Origin of the sequence: Streptomyces atratus (assembly GCF_900119365.1) — a bacterium.
Classification (GTDB): domain Bacteria; phylum Actinomycetota; class Actinomycetes; order Streptomycetales; family Streptomycetaceae; genus Streptomyces; species Streptomyces atratus_B.
Genome location: NZ_FPJO01000031.1, coordinates 47,152 through 61,956 on the forward strand (window position 1 = coordinate 47,152; position 14,805 = coordinate 61,956).

A 14,805-nucleotide genomic window follows, 5' to 3' on the forward strand; every position below is an offset into this window, starting at 1 on the left:
CAGCCCAGCCGGTTGGCCTTCAACGGGTCGATGATCTCGCTGTGCGTCAGGTGAGCAATATCGCGGCCCGGGAAGGCTCCGCCATATCCCACCCGAGCGGCCACGACTTCGACAGACACTCTCGCGCACTGCGAATCAGCCGATGCAACGCCACGACGTACGGGAACAGCCAGGGAGTTCAGATGAGCGAAGATACCGAGTCCGCTGTCCGGATCGCCCGGCTGCGGCCCGCCTATCAGGCGGACATCGCCGCCGGCTGGGAGAGCTTCTTCGAGCCGCGCCGCACCAACTGCCCATGGTGCGGTTCGCAGGAGCTGACCACCCGGCTGCGCACCACCGACCTGCTCCAGCACAAGCCGGGCCGTTTCGTTCTCGACCGCTGCGAGGGCTGTGGTCACACCTTTCAGAACCCTCGACTGAACGCGCAGGGACTGGATTTCTACTACCGGGACTTCTACGACGGGCTCGGCGAGAAGAAACTCGGTGACACCTTCGGGGGCCGTACCAAGATGTACCGGGGGCGGGCTGAGTCGATGCTGCCGTACGACTCCGCGCCGAAGAGATGGCTGGACGTCGGGACCGGGCACGGTCACTTCTGCGCGGCTGCGCGGGCGGTGCTGCCCCACACCGTATTCGACGGACTTGACTTCACCGACGGCGTCGAACTGGCTGAGCGGGAGGGCCGGGTGGACCGTGGCCACCGAGGCAGTTTTCCCGACCTCGCACCCGAACTGGGCAACCACTACGACGTGGTGAGCATGTTTCACTACCTGGAGCACAGTACTGAGCCCGATCGTGAACTGCGCGCCGCATGGGAGACGGTACGGCCCGGCGGGCATCTCCTCATCGAGGTGCCGGACCCTGAGAGCCGCTGTGCGAGGCTGCTGGGCCGTTGGTGGCTGCCCTGGCTCCAGCCGCAGCACCTGCACTTCGTCCCGGTGGCCAATCTGCGGGAGCGGCTCACGGAGATGGGCTTCACAGTGGTCGCCGAGCAGCATGCCGAGCCGCACGACCCGGTCGATCTGCTGGCCGCCGTATGGCTGGCGCTGAACCATGTGGCACCGCGCGACGATGTGCCGTGGCTGCCCGAGCCACCGAGTCGGCTGCGCCGCACGCTGCGCGGGGCGATGCTGGTCGCCGGCATTCCGGCGCTGGTGGTGGGCACCCTGCTCGACCGGTTCGCGGTGCGGCCGCTGTCGTACCGGCTTCGGGTGTCGAACGCGTATCGGATCGTGGCCCGGCGCAACTGACGGGCGGGGCGAGGTGTCGTCTCGACCCCGGCTGCTCGGCACAGTTCCCCGAACTGACGGCCCTATAGAAGATGGGGCCCGCGACCTGCGAGGACGTGAGCGTCGCGGTCATGTGCGGTGCAGGGGAAAGGGTGCTTTTCCGGTGCGTCGCACGATCATGCAGGACCGCGGCCGGTGGGTCGGGGCCGATGGCAGCGGCATGGTCGGTCGCGGCGGAGCTGTCCTGTTCCTCGCCCGCCGGCCATCGACAAACAGATCTGCTCGTTCGAGCGATGGCTCATCGGGCACCTCGGCGGCATCCCCGGCCCTGACCACACGCAGTTCGCGGGCGTCGGATCCGGTGTCGGTCTTGACCAGGCACGCTCCCGCGCGGGAGGACGACTGCGTGATCCCGGCGCATCCGTAGCCCGGCGCGCGGGTACGGGAGGCCGCGGCGACGGCCCGGCCGCGCCGGCCCCGCCCGCGGACGGGCGGGACCGACACGGTCGCTACCGGGCCGGGGTCCCCGGGGAGACCGGCTTCGGTGCCGGGGCGTAGCCGGTGGGGCGGGAGGTGAACGTTCCCCGGCCCTGGGTCCGGCTGCGCAACCGGGTCGCGTAGCCGAACAGCTCCGCCAGCGGCACGGTCGCCGTGATCACCGCCGTGCCCGCCCGGGTGGTGGAGCCCGAGACCCGGCCGCGCCGCGCCGCCAGATCGCCGAGGACTCCGCCCACGGCGTCGTCGGGCACGGTGACGGTGACCTCCGCCACCGGCTCCAGCAGCACCATCGCGCTCGCGCGCAAGGCCTCACGGAGCGCGAACCGGCCCGCCGTGCGGAACGCCATCTCCGAGGAGTCCTTGGAGTGGGTGGCTCCGTCGGTCAGCGTGACCCGCAGCCCGGTCACCGGGTGTCCGCCGAGGGGGCCCTCGGCCAGCGCGTCCCGGCACCCGGCCTCCACCGCACGGACGTACTCCTGCGGCACCCGCCCGCCGACGACGGTCGACCGGAACACGAAACCGGCATCGCCGCCGTTGTTGGCGCCCAGGTCGTCGCCGGCCTCCAACGGCTCCGCGTCGAGGACGACATGGGCGAACTGGCCTGCGCCCCCGTCCTGCTTCACATGCCGGTACACCAGCCCGGACACCCCGCGGGCGACCGTCTCCCGGTACGCCACCTGCGGCCTGCCGACACCGATCTCCAGCTCGTGAGCGCGCCGGATCCTCTCCACCGCGACCTCCAGATGCAGTTCCCCCATTCCCGAAAGCACCGTCTGCCCGGTCTCGGGGTCGGTACGGACCCTCAGCGAGGGGTCCTCCTCGACCAGCCGCGCCAGCGCCGTCACCAGCCGTTCGGTGTCGGTGCTCCGGCGGGCCTCCACCGCCACGGAGACGACCGGATCGGCCGAGGTGGGTGGTTCGAGGACCAGGGGCGCCGCCGGAGCGCACAGCGTGGCCCCGGTGCGGGCCGCCTTCAGCCCGATCACCGCGACGATGTCCCCGGCCACCGCCGTGTCCACGTCCGAGTGCCGGCCGGCCTGCACCCGCAGGATCCGCCCGATGCGCTCGTGGCGCCGCGTCCCCGCGTCCAGCACTGTGTCCCCCTTCCTGATCGTTCCCGAGTACACCCGCAGAAAGGCCAGCCGTCCCGTGTCCGTCGAGTTCACCTTGAACACCAGCGCGGCGAGCGGCGCCGCCGGATCGGCGGCCCGCTCCTGCACCGCGCCGTCCAGCGTGCCGCGTACCGGCGGCACGTCCAGCGGCGAGGGCAGGAAGGCCACGGCGGCCTCCAGCAGCGGCTCGATCCCCCGGTTGCGGTAGGCCGAGCCGCACAGCACCACGACGGCCTCACCGGTACGGGTCAGGTCGCGGAGCGCGGCCGTCAGAGTCCGCTCGGAGACCGAGGACTCCGCGCAGAACTCCTCCAGCGCGGCCGGGTGGAGTTCCGCCACCGTCTCTTCGAGCAGCCGCCTGCGGCGCCGCGCCTCTTCGCGCAGCCCGTCGGGCACCTGCCCCTCCTCGTAGGTGTCGCGGCCGTCGGCCCAGACCAACGCCCGCATGCGCAGCAGATCCACCACCCCGGTGAAGCCGTCCTCGCTCCCGATCGGCAGCTGGACCGCCAGCGGGACGGTGTGCAGCCGGTCCCTGATCGAGGCGACCGCGGCGTCGAGATCGGCCCCGGCACGGTCCAGCTTGTTGACGAAGGCGATGCGCGGCACCCCGTGCCGGTCGGCCTGCCGCCACACCGACTCGCTCTGCGGTTCGACCCCCGCGACGGCGTCGAACACCGCGATCGCACCGTCCAGCACCCGCAGCGAGCGCTCCACCTCGTCGGAGAAGTCGACATGGCCCGGGGTGTCGATCAGGTTGATCCGGTGACCGTCCCAGGTACAACTCACCGCGGCGGCGAAGATGGTGATGCCGCGGTCGCGTTCCTGGGAGTCGTAGTCGGTGACGGTCGTCCCGTCATGGACTTCGCCCCGCTTGTGGACGGCGCCGGTGAGGTAGAGGATCCGCTCGGTGACGGTGGTCTTGCCCGCGTCGACATGGGCGAGGATGCCCAGATTGCGAACGGCGGTCAGCGGACTGGTGGGTTGACGGTGGAGTTCGGTACGCACGGCCTATGGCCTTTCGGAATGATCCGGAACGGGACGGCGCGATTCCCGGACGGACCGGCCTGTGATCAGGCCGGCGAAGACCCCTGAAGCGGTGCGTCACACCGGTGGGCTGCCGCCCGGTCGTATCGACGCCGGGCGGTGCGGGGTCAGTTGTTCGTCGCGGGGGACCGGTACGGGCCGCGCAGCCTGCACCGGGCGCACCTGGACACCAGGATCACCTCGTACCGCCACGGGGGAACGACGACAGTGCTGCGGTAGCGCACGGCCGGTCTCCCCTCACTCGTCACGGTGCGCGCCGCGGAACTGCTGCGGCGCGTGATTCGTGGCGAGTGTAGTGAACCCGGGTGCGGACGGGGAACCGGTTTTCGAGGCCGCCGCCGACGGGGGAGCGGGGCGCGCCGCACCTCTGTTTCCTCATTTGCCCAAGGGACTCTTGGTCCCCATGTTCCTTGCGGGGGAAGGGCGTTGAAGGCGGTGGCGAATGATGAAACGATTCCGGGGACCGCAGGGGCTAAGGAAGGAACAGCAACGATGGACGAGGACCACGGCCTCGCCGCCACGGTGTTCGACGCACTGGGCGCCGACTACGAGCGGGCATTCGGCGGTTCCGCCGCCCATCACGCCTCGTTGCAACGGCTGCTGGGCGATCTCGCACCGCACAGCCGGGTCCTGGACGTCGGCAGCGGTACGGGGCGGCCGACCGCGCTGACCCTGACCGGGGCCGGGCACGATGTGCTGGGGGTCGACGTCTCGCCCGTCATGGCCGAACTGGCGGCCCGGCAGGTGCCCGGCGCGGCCTTCGAATGCGCCGACATCCGCGAACTCCCCTTGGCCGATGGCACTTTCGACGCGGCCTGCGCGTACTTCTCACTGCTTCAGATGTCCCGCGAGGACCAGTCCCGGGTTCTGCGGAAGCTTGCGCGGCTGCTGGTTCCCGGTGGTCATCTGGTCGTGTCCACCGTGCCGCTGGACGTCGAGGACTTCGGTGTCGTCTTCATGGGGCACGAGGTGCGGGCGACGAGCTTCGGACCGGAGGATTTCACCGAGCTGGTCACCGAGGCCGGCTTCTCGGTGGTGTGGGAGCAGAGCACCCTCTTCACCCCGGAGTACGAAGCGGCGGTGGCCGAGCCCCAGTTGTTCCTGCACTGCCGACGGGCCTGACACCGGAGCCGGCGGTCTTTCAGCGCTCGACCGGAAGTCGCTCCGGGCGACGCGCGCGCCGGACCCCGGGACAGTGCCGGACGAGGGCGCCGGGGCGTCCGCCCGCACGCAGTGGGCCCTTCCAGTTGCGCAGTGCCTGCCTGCCGCACCCACGCCACTGCGCGGGCGAGACGGGTACGGCCTGCCCGCCCCGCGTGACCAGCGCGTTCACCGGAGTCATCGGGTCCGTCGCCATGGTCTTGGCGAGCAGCACGCCGATCACCAGCGGGGCCAGGGACAGCGCCAGGGTCGTGCCGGCCGTGGTGACCTGCTGGATGCGGGGGCGGAGCGGTGCGTCAGAAAGCATGACTGTCATTCGACCAGCGGCCGCCCGCCGCCGGATCGGACGACGTACTCAGCTCGACCCGCCCTCGTACTCACGCCCGGATGTACGAGGGCGGGCGCTGTGCCCGTCCGGTGACGGGCCCTACGCGTTGGTGCCGGCGTCGGAACCCGTTCCGGAGGCGGCCTTGATGCCCTTGGTGATGTCGTCCATGACCGAGAGCGCGGGCGCCTCGGAGCTGATGTCGAAGCCGGACCGGACCACGATCAGCATGTCCTTGGAGCGGGGGGACGGGAAGGCCAGCGACTGGACGTACCCGTCGTCACCGTTCTTCGTCACCACCTTCCAGCGCACCACGTATCCCTGCTCGCCGGCCACGGTGACCGGCTCGGACTTCAGCTCCTGATGCGAGGTGATGCCGCCGTAGATCTTCTCGCCGTACGATTCCGTGGCATTGGCGGAGATGTCCTTCACCGCCGTGGCCTTCGCGGTCGTGGTGTCGAGCTTCAGGCCCTTCGCGGGCATGGAGAACACCCCGCCTCGCACGCACTGTTCGGAGGTGTCACCGGGACAGGGGTACTCACCCGTGGTCACCCCCGCACCGGCGATTCCGGAGCTCCCCTTCCAGCCGTCGGGCACCGGCAGGCTGATTCCGCTGGTCAGGTCCGTGGCGTAGCCGTCCTCGGTCTGCGGCATCTGCCGCTCGGGGCCTCCGCTCCCGCCGCCGCCCCCGCCCGGCGCGCCCGGCCCCCGGCCGGGAGCCTCCGACGGCGCGGTGGACGGATTCGGCGCCGCGCGTCCGTCGGTGTCTCCGGAGTTGTTCGACAGCAGGAAGAGGCCGCCCCCGATGGCGGCGAGGACCACCACACCAGCGGTGATGCCCAGTCCGATGCGCATCCGGCGGCGCCGGACCACGGCGGGAGGCACGCGGAGCTGGTCGGTCCAGCGGGTGCCGTCCCACCAGCGCTCGTGGACGGGACCGATTCCTGTATACCCGGGGTCTGGGTGCCAGCCGGGCGGGCTCATCTGGGTCACGCGCCCCACCGTAGAACGGTTGCGTGAGAATCGCATGAATCAGACGTGCCGGCGGGGTTCTCCGCCGTCTCCGCGTCATCCTCTGTGGGAGGCCGAACGATGAGCGAACAATCAGCCGTGCGGATCGAGCGCGACGGCGCCGTGTTCACGGTGATCCTGAGCCGGCCCGGGGTCCGCAACGCCGTGGACGGGCCGACCGCGAGCCAACTGGCCGATGCCTTCCGGGAGTTCGACGAGGATCCGGACGCGTCCGTCACCGTGCTGGGGGGCGAGGGCGGTACCTTCTGCGCGGGCGCAGACCTGAAGGGCATCGGTACGGAGCGGGGCAACAAGGTCCTGGCCGACGGCGCCGCCCCGCGAGCCGCTCTACGCTCATCGGATGTCGACCACCAATCAGTACCCCGCCAAGCCCCGGCCCGGTGACCGGGTCGCCGTGCTGTCACCCTCTTCCGGCCTCCCCGGCATCCTGCCCCTGCCCCATGAACTGGGACTGCGCAGGCTCCGCGAAGAATTCGGGCTCGAACCCGTGGAATACCCGACGACGCGGAAGATGGGCTCCACCCCGCAGGAACGGGCCGCCGACATCCACGCCGCGTTCGCCGACCCGGACATCAAGGCCGTGGTCTCCAGCATCGGCGGCGACGACCAGATCACCGTGCTGCCGTACCTGGACCGCGACCTGCTGCGCGCCAACCCCAAGCCCTTCTTCGGGTACAGCGACAACACCAACCTGCTGGTGGTCCTCGAAAACCTGGGCATCGTCGGCTATCACGGCGGCACGGTGATGGTCGAGATGGGGCGTCCCGGTGCGATCCACCCGCTGACCGCCGAATCCCTGCGGGCCGCGCTCTTCACCCGCGGTGCCTTCGAACTCACCCCGCCCAAGGAGACCGGCGGGGCGAACGGCCGGTGGGAGGAGCCCCGTACCTTCGACTCCGAACCCGAGATGCGGCCCTGCAGCGGCTGGATTTGGCACAACGCCGACGGCCGGACCGTGAAGGGTGCGAGCTGGGGCGGAAGTCTGGAGATCCTGTCCTGGATGTTGATGGCCGATCGCGAGATCCGGCCGGTGGACAGCTACGCGGGACGGGTGCTGTTCCTCGAAACCTGCGAGGAGATGCCCTCGGCCGACGAGGTCTACCGGATTCTGCGGAACATGGGGGAGCGCGGTCTGCTCGCGCAGTTCCCCGCCCTCCTCATGGGCCGGGCCAAGAACTGGTCGTTCGAGCAACCGCGCGACGCCGAGGCGGGGGAGCGGTTCCGTGAGGAGCAACGGCAGTCGGTTCTGAGGGCATTGAGCGAGTACGCCCCCGAGACCATGGCCGTCCTCGACGTGGACCTCGGTCACACCGACCCCCAGCTGGTCATTCCGTTCGGCGGGCAGATCGAGGTGGACGGAGTGGGCCGCCGCATCGTCGTCACCTACTGAGCCGGAGCCGGAGCCGGAGCGTGGCCCGATCTTTGGTCCGACCATATGCGGTGTGTGACATAGTTGAAGATCGGGCAGCAGAAGCGACGGCAACCGGACGATTCCGGCCGAGGCAGGGGGTGACGGATGCCCGTCGAATGGCAACCCGTACGGCAGTCCCGTACGCACGAGCTCGTGCTCCAGAGCATCGAGGAACGGGTGCTCGCCGGCGAACTCCGGGCGGGCGACCGGCTGCCGCCCGAGCGCGAACTCGCGCCGGTGCTCGGGGTCAGCCGCTCCGCGCTGCGCGAGGCGCTGCGGGTGCTGGAGACCATCGGTGTGCTGGTCGCACAGCCTGGCCGGGGGCCGGACGCCGGGGCGCGGATCGTACGCAACCCCGACGACGCGCTCGGGCGGCTGCTGCGACTCCACTTCGCGCTGGGCAGCTACAGCCTGGAGGACGTCCTGGAGGCACGCGTCGTGCTGGAGAGGTCCAGTTTCGAGGCGGCCGCGCGGCATGTCTCCCCGGAGGACCTCGACGAGGCGGAGGCGCTGGTCGTGCGCATGGGGGAGCCGGACGTCGGGGTGCCTGAGTTCAACGATCTGGACACCCGGTTCCATGTACACATCGCCCGCAGCTCCGGCAATGAACTGACCTCCACGCTCACCTCCGCCGTCCGTGAGTCGGTGCGCCCGCTGATCCTGCGGGCGCTGGAGGAGGCCGAGGACTGGCCGGCCACGGCCGCCGCGCTCAACGCGGAGCACACCGAACTGCTGGGGCTGGTACGGGCCGGCAAGGGTGCGAAGGCCGCCGATCTCGTCGAGCGGCACATCCGCAGCCTCCACGGCACGCTGGTGGACGAGAAATCCGGCCGGGTGCGCGAGGACTCCTGACCCGCACCGAGGGCTCCGAGCCGGGTGGGTCGAAGCCCTCTGTGCGCGAGGAGATTGTCAGGTGCATGTAAATCACCGTGTGGCGCCGCAGCCTTCATGTTCCGGACCGAGGCTAGTATGGTCGGACCATAAAAATGCAGAAGCGAACGATCGGAGAGACCCCATGCGCATCGGACTCTTCGCCACCTGTCTGGGAGACACGCTCTTCCCCGAGGCGGTGAAATCGACCGCGGTCCTGCTCGCCCGCCTGGGCCACGACGTGGTGTTCCCGCCGGGGCAGACCTGCTGCGGTCAGATGCATGTCAACACCGGCTATCAGCGCGAACCCGTGCCCCTGGTGCGGAACTTCGCCGAGCAGTTCGGCGACGCCTCGATCGAGGCCGTCGTCATGCCGTCCGGATCGTGCGCGGGCTCGGTCCGTCACCAGCACGAGATCGTCGCCGAACGGTACGGGGACGCGTCGCTGCGCGCGGGCGTCGCCACCGTCAAGGCCAAGACGTACGAGCTGTCGGAGTTCCTCGTGGACGTCCTGGACGCCGAGGACGTCGGCGCGTACTTCCCGCACCGGGTGACGTACCACCCCACCTGTCACTCCCTGCGCATGCTCCGCGTCGGTGACAAGCCCCTGAAGCTGCTCCGCGCCGTCGACTCCATCGACCTCGTCGAGCTCCCCGAAGCCGACTCCTGCTGCGGATTCGGCGGCACCTTCGCCGTCAAGAACGCCGAGACGTCGACCGCGATGCTCCAGGACAAGATGCGCAACATCGCCGGCACCGACGCCGAGGTCTGCACCGCGGGCGACTCGTCCTGTCTGATGCACATCGGCGGCGGACTCTCCCGGATCAGGTCGGGCACCCGGACCCTGCACCTCGCCCAGATCCTCTCCGCCACCCGCACCTCGCCGTACGTCCCCACGGAGGCTGTCCGATGAGCAGCACCTTCCTCGGCATGCCCGCGACCCCGCCCCGCTCCCCGTACGGGACCGGCAATCTGCGCGGCGACCGGAAGTTCCCCAAGGCCGCCCACGACGAACTGCGCAACGAACAGCTGCGCCGCAACCTCGGCCGGGCCACCCGCACCATCCGCGCCAAACGCCTCAACGTCACCGGTGAGCTGCCCGACTGGGAAGCACTGCGCGAGGCGGGATCGGCCATCAAGACCGACACCATGAACCGGCTCCCCGAACTCCTTGAGCAGCTGGAGAGGAAGGTCACCGAGCGCGGCGGCACCGTCCACTGGGCGCGCGACGGCGTCGAGGCCAACGAGATCGTCACCCGGCTGGTCAAGGCGACGGGCAGCAGCGACGTCATCAAGGTCAAGTCGATGGCGACCCAGGAGATCGGCCTCAACGAACACCTCGAATCGGTCGGCATCACTCCGTACGAGACCGACCTCGCCGAACTGATCGTCCAGCTCGCGCACGACAAGCCGTCGCACATCCTGGTCCCCGCGATCCACCGCAACCGCGACGAGATCCGGCAGATCTTCCTCAAGGAGATCCCGGGCGTCGACCCGGGACTGGACAACGTACCCGCGCATCTGGCCGCCGCCGCCCGCGCCTATCTGCGCGAGAAGTTCATGACGACCGAGGTGGCGGTCTCCGGCGCCAACTTCGGCATCGCCGAGACCGGGACCCTCGCCGTCGTGGAGTCCGAGGGCAACGGCCGCATGTGCCTGACGATGCCCGACACCCTGATCACCGTCATGGGCATCGAGAAGGTGCTGCCGCGCTACCAGGACCTCGAAGTCTTCCTTCAGCTGCTGCCGCGCTCCTCCACCGGCGAGCGGATGAACCCGTACACCTCGATGTGGACCGGGGTGACGCCGGGCGACGGGCCGCAGGACTTCCACCTGGTCCTGCTCGACAACGGACGCACCGCGGCGCTCGCCGACCGGATCGGACGCGAGGCCCTCAACTGCATCCGCTGCTCGGCCTGCCTCAACGTCTGCCCGGTGTACGAACGGGCCGGCGGCCACGCGTACGGATCGACGTATCCCGGACCGATCGGCGCGGTCCTCACCCCGCAGCTCGCCGGAATGCACGCGGCCAAGGGCGACCCCAACAGCTCGCTGCCGTACGCCTCCAGCCTCTGCGGCGCCTGTTTCGACGCCTGCCCGGTCAAGATCGACATTCCGTCGCTCCTGGTCGAACTGCGCCACCAGAACACCGAACAGTCCGGCACGACGGCGGAGAAGCTGGCCATGAAGGCCGCGGCCACCGTCATGAAGCACCCGAAACTCTTCACCGCCGCGCAGAAGGGGGCGGGGATCGGCCGCCTCGTCGGCGGGCGGGACGGCAGGATCTCGCATCTGCCGCCGCCGTTCAACGGCTGGAGCGAGAGCCGGGACACCGCGGCGCCGCCGAAGCAGACCTTCCGCTCCTGGCTGGCATCGGCGGAGGGCGCCCAGGCGATGCGGGCCGCCGCGGGCGAGTACGAGAAGAACCGGAAGCAGAAGGAGGAGGAGAAGTGACGACCGCTCGTGAAACGGTGCTGGGCAGGATCAAGGACGCCCTCGCCCTCGCCCCCACCCCGGACACCACCGTCCCGCGCGCCTACCGCACCGGCCGCACCCTCCCCGACGACGAGCGCCTGGCCCTCTTCACCGACCGGCTCGTCGACTACAGGGCGACGGTGCACACCTGCACCGCCGACCGCACGGCCCAGGCCGTCGCCGAGGTGCTGCGGGAGCACGGAGCGCGGCGGATCGGTGTGCCGGCCGGACTCGACCCGCTGTGGCTCGACGCGTACGACGGCGAGGTCCAGCAGGATTCCGGCGACATCCCGGCGCCCCGGCTCGACGCCCTGGACGGTGTCCTCACCGCCTCCGCCGTCAGCTGCGCCGAGACGGGCACGATCTTCCTGGACGGCTCGCCAGACCAGGGACGGCGGGCGCTGTCCCTGGTCCCCGATCTCCATGTGTGCGTCGTCGATCTGTCCACGGTCGAGGCCGGTGTGCCGGAAGCGGTGGCGCGGCTGGAGCCCCAGCGGCCGACGACGCTGATCAGCGGACCCTCGGCCACGTCCGACATCGAACTGGAGCGGGTGGAGGGCGTGCACGGTCCGCGCACCCTGGCCGTGGTGATCAGGACGGACCGGTAGGTCCCTGCCGGCGGGCGGGGTGCACGGCGCGACGGCCGCGCACCCCGGCGCTCAGCCGTGCGTGACCGTCATCGGCTCGAAGCGGATACGGGTCGTCGCCGCATCCTCCGCCCAGCGGACCTCCACCGTGTCCCCGTCCACCGTCACCCCGCTCACCACCGCGTCGAGCGGCGCCGCGTCGGACTCCGCGGTCAGCGAGGCGAGCGCGACCAGTACCACCGTGCCCCCGGCAGGCGCGGCCAGCCGGGGCACCACCGCCCAGGGGGTGTACGCGGTGCCCTGCGGAGCCCGTACCTCGTCCCGGGACTCCCAGCCGTACAGGCCGTGCAGGGCGGAGGTCAGGGCGTCGTCGCGGCCGGTCGCCCAGCCCGTCTGCTCCACCCGGGCCCCGTCCGGCGCGCCGACCACCCGGTGCACCCGCAAGTCGTACCGGCCGTGCGCCACGGTGACGCTCTCCACCCGCATCCCCGGCACCATCGGGGAGCCCGACGTGAACACCGGGCGGTGCCAGGAGGCGGCCCAGCCCCAGCCGTCGCCCCCACCGGCGCCCAGCGCACGGATGACCCGGCGACCACTGCGCACCCCGTCGACCACCACGGCCAGATGGTTGTCCGCCGCGTTCCCCCCGGACGTGGGGCCGGTCACCGTGGAGTACGAGTGACGGCTGTACAGCGGATCGTCCTGCACACCCGACTCGCCCTCGTGCGGGCGCACATGGTCGCTGCCGTGGTTGTGCAGCCGTACGATCCCGTCCGCGCGGGTGGACTGGACGAGCAGCCCCGGCGCGGGCAGCGCGAGTACCCGGTCGGGGCCCTCGCTCGGCGCGGGCTCCTCGGTCGCGGCCCACAGCGGATGGCTCTCCGGGGCGAGCAGCGAGACGAAGGCCTTGGACGCCCAGTACGGCGAAGCGGGTGCCGAGTAGCTCTGCAGCGACGCCTCGTGCGGGCCGTGCCAGCCCAGGTTCAGCAGCCCGTCCGTACCGGTCGCGCCCCGGTCCAGGAAGTAGCGCAACGACCCGCTGATCACCCGCCGCGAGGCGCCGGGCGTGAGCGGGGTGTGCCCGCTGATGGCGCCGAGCGCGACCGAGGAGGCGGCCGCGAAGCGGTAGGTCAGCGAGCGGCCGAAGTGGATCGGCGCACCGTCGCCGCCGAACAGCAGCGAGAAGCCCTCCAGGTGCTCGCGCAGCCGGGCGCCGTAGTGCGCGGACAGCTCCGCGTCGCCCGACAGATGCGCGTCCAGCATCGGGTAGAGGTGCAGCGCCCAGCCGTTGTAGTGGTCGAAGGCGCGGCCGTCGCCGTCCGCGTACCAGCCGTCGCCCCGGTACCAGCCCTCCAGCAGTTCGAGGGCCCGCTGCTTGGCCCGGGCCGTCCTTGCGTCGCCACGGCCCACGGACTCCAGGAACCCGGCCACGGAGTAGGGGAAGAGATACCAGTTGTTGGGGGAGGGGACGTGCCGCAGCGCGTCGCGCAGCCACTCCTCGGTCCGGTCCCGCACCCCGTCGTCCAGCCGGTCCCAGAGCCACGGCCGGGTCAGCCGCAGGCCGATGGCGACCGAAGCGGACTCGACCATGGGCTGCCCGAAGACGGAGTGGTCGCGGATCAGCGGCCAGGACTCGGCATCGTCGCGGCCGGGGGTACGGGTGCCGGCCGTGAGCCCGTCCGCGTACCGGTCGAGCCAGCCGTGCGGGTCCTTGCCGTCCGCGCCCGCGACCCGGAAGGCGGCGGCGAGGAAGGTGCGCGCGTAACCCTCCAGACCGTCGGAGCGCACTCCGGACGCGGACGGCCTGCCCGGCAGATCCAGCAGCGCGCCGCCCGGCGTGGCCCACTCCCAGGCGGCCCGGAGCAGCCCGTCGGCAGCGGCCTCCCAGTGGGCGCGGGTGTAGCCGGTGTACGGGCTCAACGCCCGTTCCTCGGCGGGGAGTTCGATCGGAGAGATCGGATGGGGAGCGGTCATGCGAGAAATGCCAGCCTTTCGCGTCGTACGGGATGGGCGAAACCGTCGCCCGCGGCCCAGCGGCCGGCCTCGCCCGCCGCCAGATCGACCAGTCGCCGCAACTCGTTGCCCTGCGAGCCGGCGAGGTGCGGGGTGATCAGGGCGTTCTCGCACTCCCAGAGGGGGTGTGCGGCGGGCAGTGCGTCGGGATCGGTGACGTCGAGGATCGCCCGGATCCGCTTCTGCCGGAGTACGTCGGTGAGCGCGTCCTGGTCGACGACGGCGCCCCGCGCGGTGTTGATGAGCACGCCGTCCGGGCGCATCGAGGTGAGCAGTTCACGGCTGACGAGCCCACGGGTGGCCGGCAGCAGCGGGGTGTGGACGCTCACCACGTCGCTCTGCGCGAACAGTTCGTCGAGGCCGACGGGCCGGACGCCGAGTGCGGCGGCCTCCTCGTCACAGACGTACGGATCGTGCAGCAGGACGGGCAGGTCGTAGGGGCGGAGCAGTTCGACGACGCGTCGGCCGATCACGGAGGCGGACAGAATGCCCACGGTGCGGCCGTAGTTCCCGACCCGGTCGGGGGCGGCGAGCCAGTTGTCGCGGCGGCGCCGCGTCCGGTAGTCATGGGCCCGCTCCAGGACCCGTTTGCCGGAGAGAAGGATCATCGCGACGGTGTACTCGGCCACCGGCAGCGCGTTGGCGGCGGCCGCCGAGGACACCTCGATGCCGCGTTTCCAGCAGGCCTCGGTGATGTGTCCGCGGACGCTGCCCGCGGTGTGGACGACGGCGCGCAGGCGTGGCGCCGCGTCGAGGGCGGCCGCGTCGAGCGGCGGACAGCCCCAGCCGGTGACCAGGATCTCGACGTCGGCCAGCACGGCGCGGGCCCGGTCGGTGCCGAAGTCGTCGATCGCCGGCAGCGGCGCGAGGTCGCACACCGCGTCGAGCGCGGCCAGGGACCGGGTGTCGAGGAGCGCGTCCGCGGCGGCCGGTTTCATGGCGACGGCGGCGCGTGGCCGGTTCCGGGCGGCGGGGGCGGAGGGGTCTGTGCTGGGCATCTCTCTCCTGTCGGGGGAGGGGGCGGTGGCCCGGTCTGCGACCCCGTCGA

Annotated in this window: 12 protein-coding genes and 1 pseudogene; 8 read left to right on the plus strand and 5 right to left on the minus strand. The window is 71.1% G+C overall.

Annotated features, from left to right (window positions below; translation table 11 throughout):
• Positions 1-182: 182 nt before the first annotated feature.
• Positions 183-1,250 (plus strand): class I SAM-dependent methyltransferase, encoded by a 1,068-nt coding sequence (locus BT364_RS33080; protein WP_177328336.1) that lies wholly within the window; start codon positions 183-185, stop codon positions 1,248-1,250.
• A 488-nt stretch (positions 1,251-1,738) separates the two neighbouring features.
• Here BT364_RS33080 and fusA read toward each other — a convergent pair whose 3' ends face one another.
• The gene (fusA, locus tag BT364_RS33085; protein ID WP_072488903.1) at positions 1,739-3,844 is read right to left on the minus strand and encodes an elongation factor G; all 2,106 of its coding nucleotides are present in this window, start codon (positions 3,842-3,844) and stop codon (positions 1,739-1,741) included.
• A gap of 531 nt (positions 3,845-4,375) precedes the next feature.
• Between fusA and BT364_RS33090 the strand changes: the two genes are divergently transcribed.
• Positions 4,376-5,005, plus strand: coding sequence for a class I SAM-dependent methyltransferase (locus BT364_RS33090; RefSeq protein WP_072488904.1), 630 nt, complete (start codon positions 4,376-4,378; stop codon positions 5,003-5,005).
• A gap of 19 nt (positions 5,006-5,024) precedes the next feature.
• Here BT364_RS33090 and BT364_RS33095 read toward each other — a convergent pair whose 3' ends face one another.
• Positions 5,025-5,351 (minus strand): hypothetical protein, encoded by a 327-nt coding sequence (locus BT364_RS33095; RefSeq protein WP_072488905.1) that lies wholly within the window; start codon positions 5,349-5,351, stop codon positions 5,025-5,027.
• Positions 5,352-5,471: 120 nt separating this feature from the next.
• A complete protein-coding gene (locus BT364_RS33100; protein ID WP_072488925.1) occupies positions 5,472-6,353 on the minus strand; it encodes a DUF2510 domain-containing protein in 882 nt (293 codons plus the stop codon).
• Between the two features lie 108 nt (positions 6,354-6,461).
• Between BT364_RS33100 and BT364_RS33105 the strand changes: the two are divergent.
• The 6 genes and pseudogenes from BT364_RS33105 to BT364_RS33130 all read left to right on the plus strand — a co-directional run.
• Positions 6,462-6,734: pseudogene (locus BT364_RS33105) on the plus strand (enoyl-CoA hydratase-related protein); the annotation flags it as partial.
• A 7-nt stretch (positions 6,735-6,741) separates the two neighbouring features.
• Positions 6,742-7,791 carry a S66 family peptidase gene (locus tag BT364_RS33110; RefSeq protein WP_072488906.1) on the plus strand — a complete coding sequence of 350 codons (1,050 nt, stop codon included), beginning with the start codon at positions 6,742-6,744 and terminating at the stop codon, positions 7,789-7,791.
• A gap of 126 nt (positions 7,792-7,917) precedes the next feature.
• Positions 7,918-8,664: a FadR/GntR family transcriptional regulator gene (locus BT364_RS33115; protein ID WP_072488907.1), complete on the plus strand. Its 747-nt coding sequence runs from the start codon at positions 7,918-7,920 to the stop codon at positions 8,662-8,664.
• Between the two features lie 163 nt (positions 8,665-8,827).
• Complete coding sequence (locus BT364_RS33120) at positions 8,828-9,595, plus strand: (Fe-S)-binding protein (RefSeq protein WP_072488908.1); 768 nt, start codon at positions 8,828-8,830, stop codon at positions 9,593-9,595.
• Positions 9,592-11,136, plus strand: coding sequence for a lactate utilization protein B (locus BT364_RS33125; RefSeq protein WP_072488909.1), 1,545 nt, complete (start codon positions 9,592-9,594; stop codon positions 11,134-11,136). The genes BT364_RS33120 and BT364_RS33125 overlap by 4 nt, the downstream gene beginning before the upstream one ends.
• Positions 11,133-11,765, plus strand: a complete 633-nt coding sequence (locus BT364_RS33130; protein WP_072488910.1) for a LutC/YkgG family protein — start codon at positions 11,133-11,135, stop codon at positions 11,763-11,765. Before BT364_RS33125 ends, BT364_RS33130 begins: the two co-directional genes overlap by 4 nt.
• A gap of 51 nt (positions 11,766-11,816) precedes the next feature.
• Here BT364_RS33130 and BT364_RS33135 read toward each other — a convergent pair whose 3' ends face one another.
• Together BT364_RS33135 and BT364_RS33140 are read right to left on the minus strand one after the other, a co-directional pair.
• A complete protein-coding gene (locus tag BT364_RS33135) occupies positions 11,817-13,718 on the minus strand; it encodes a DUF2264 domain-containing protein (protein ID WP_072488911.1) in 1,902 nt (633 codons plus the stop codon).
• Complete coding sequence (locus BT364_RS33140; RefSeq protein WP_072488912.1) at positions 13,715-14,755, minus strand: hydroxyacid dehydrogenase; 1,041 nt, start codon at positions 14,753-14,755, stop codon at positions 13,715-13,717. Before BT364_RS33140 ends, BT364_RS33135 begins: the two co-directional genes overlap by 4 nt.
• Positions 14,756-14,805: the final 50 nt, after the last annotated feature.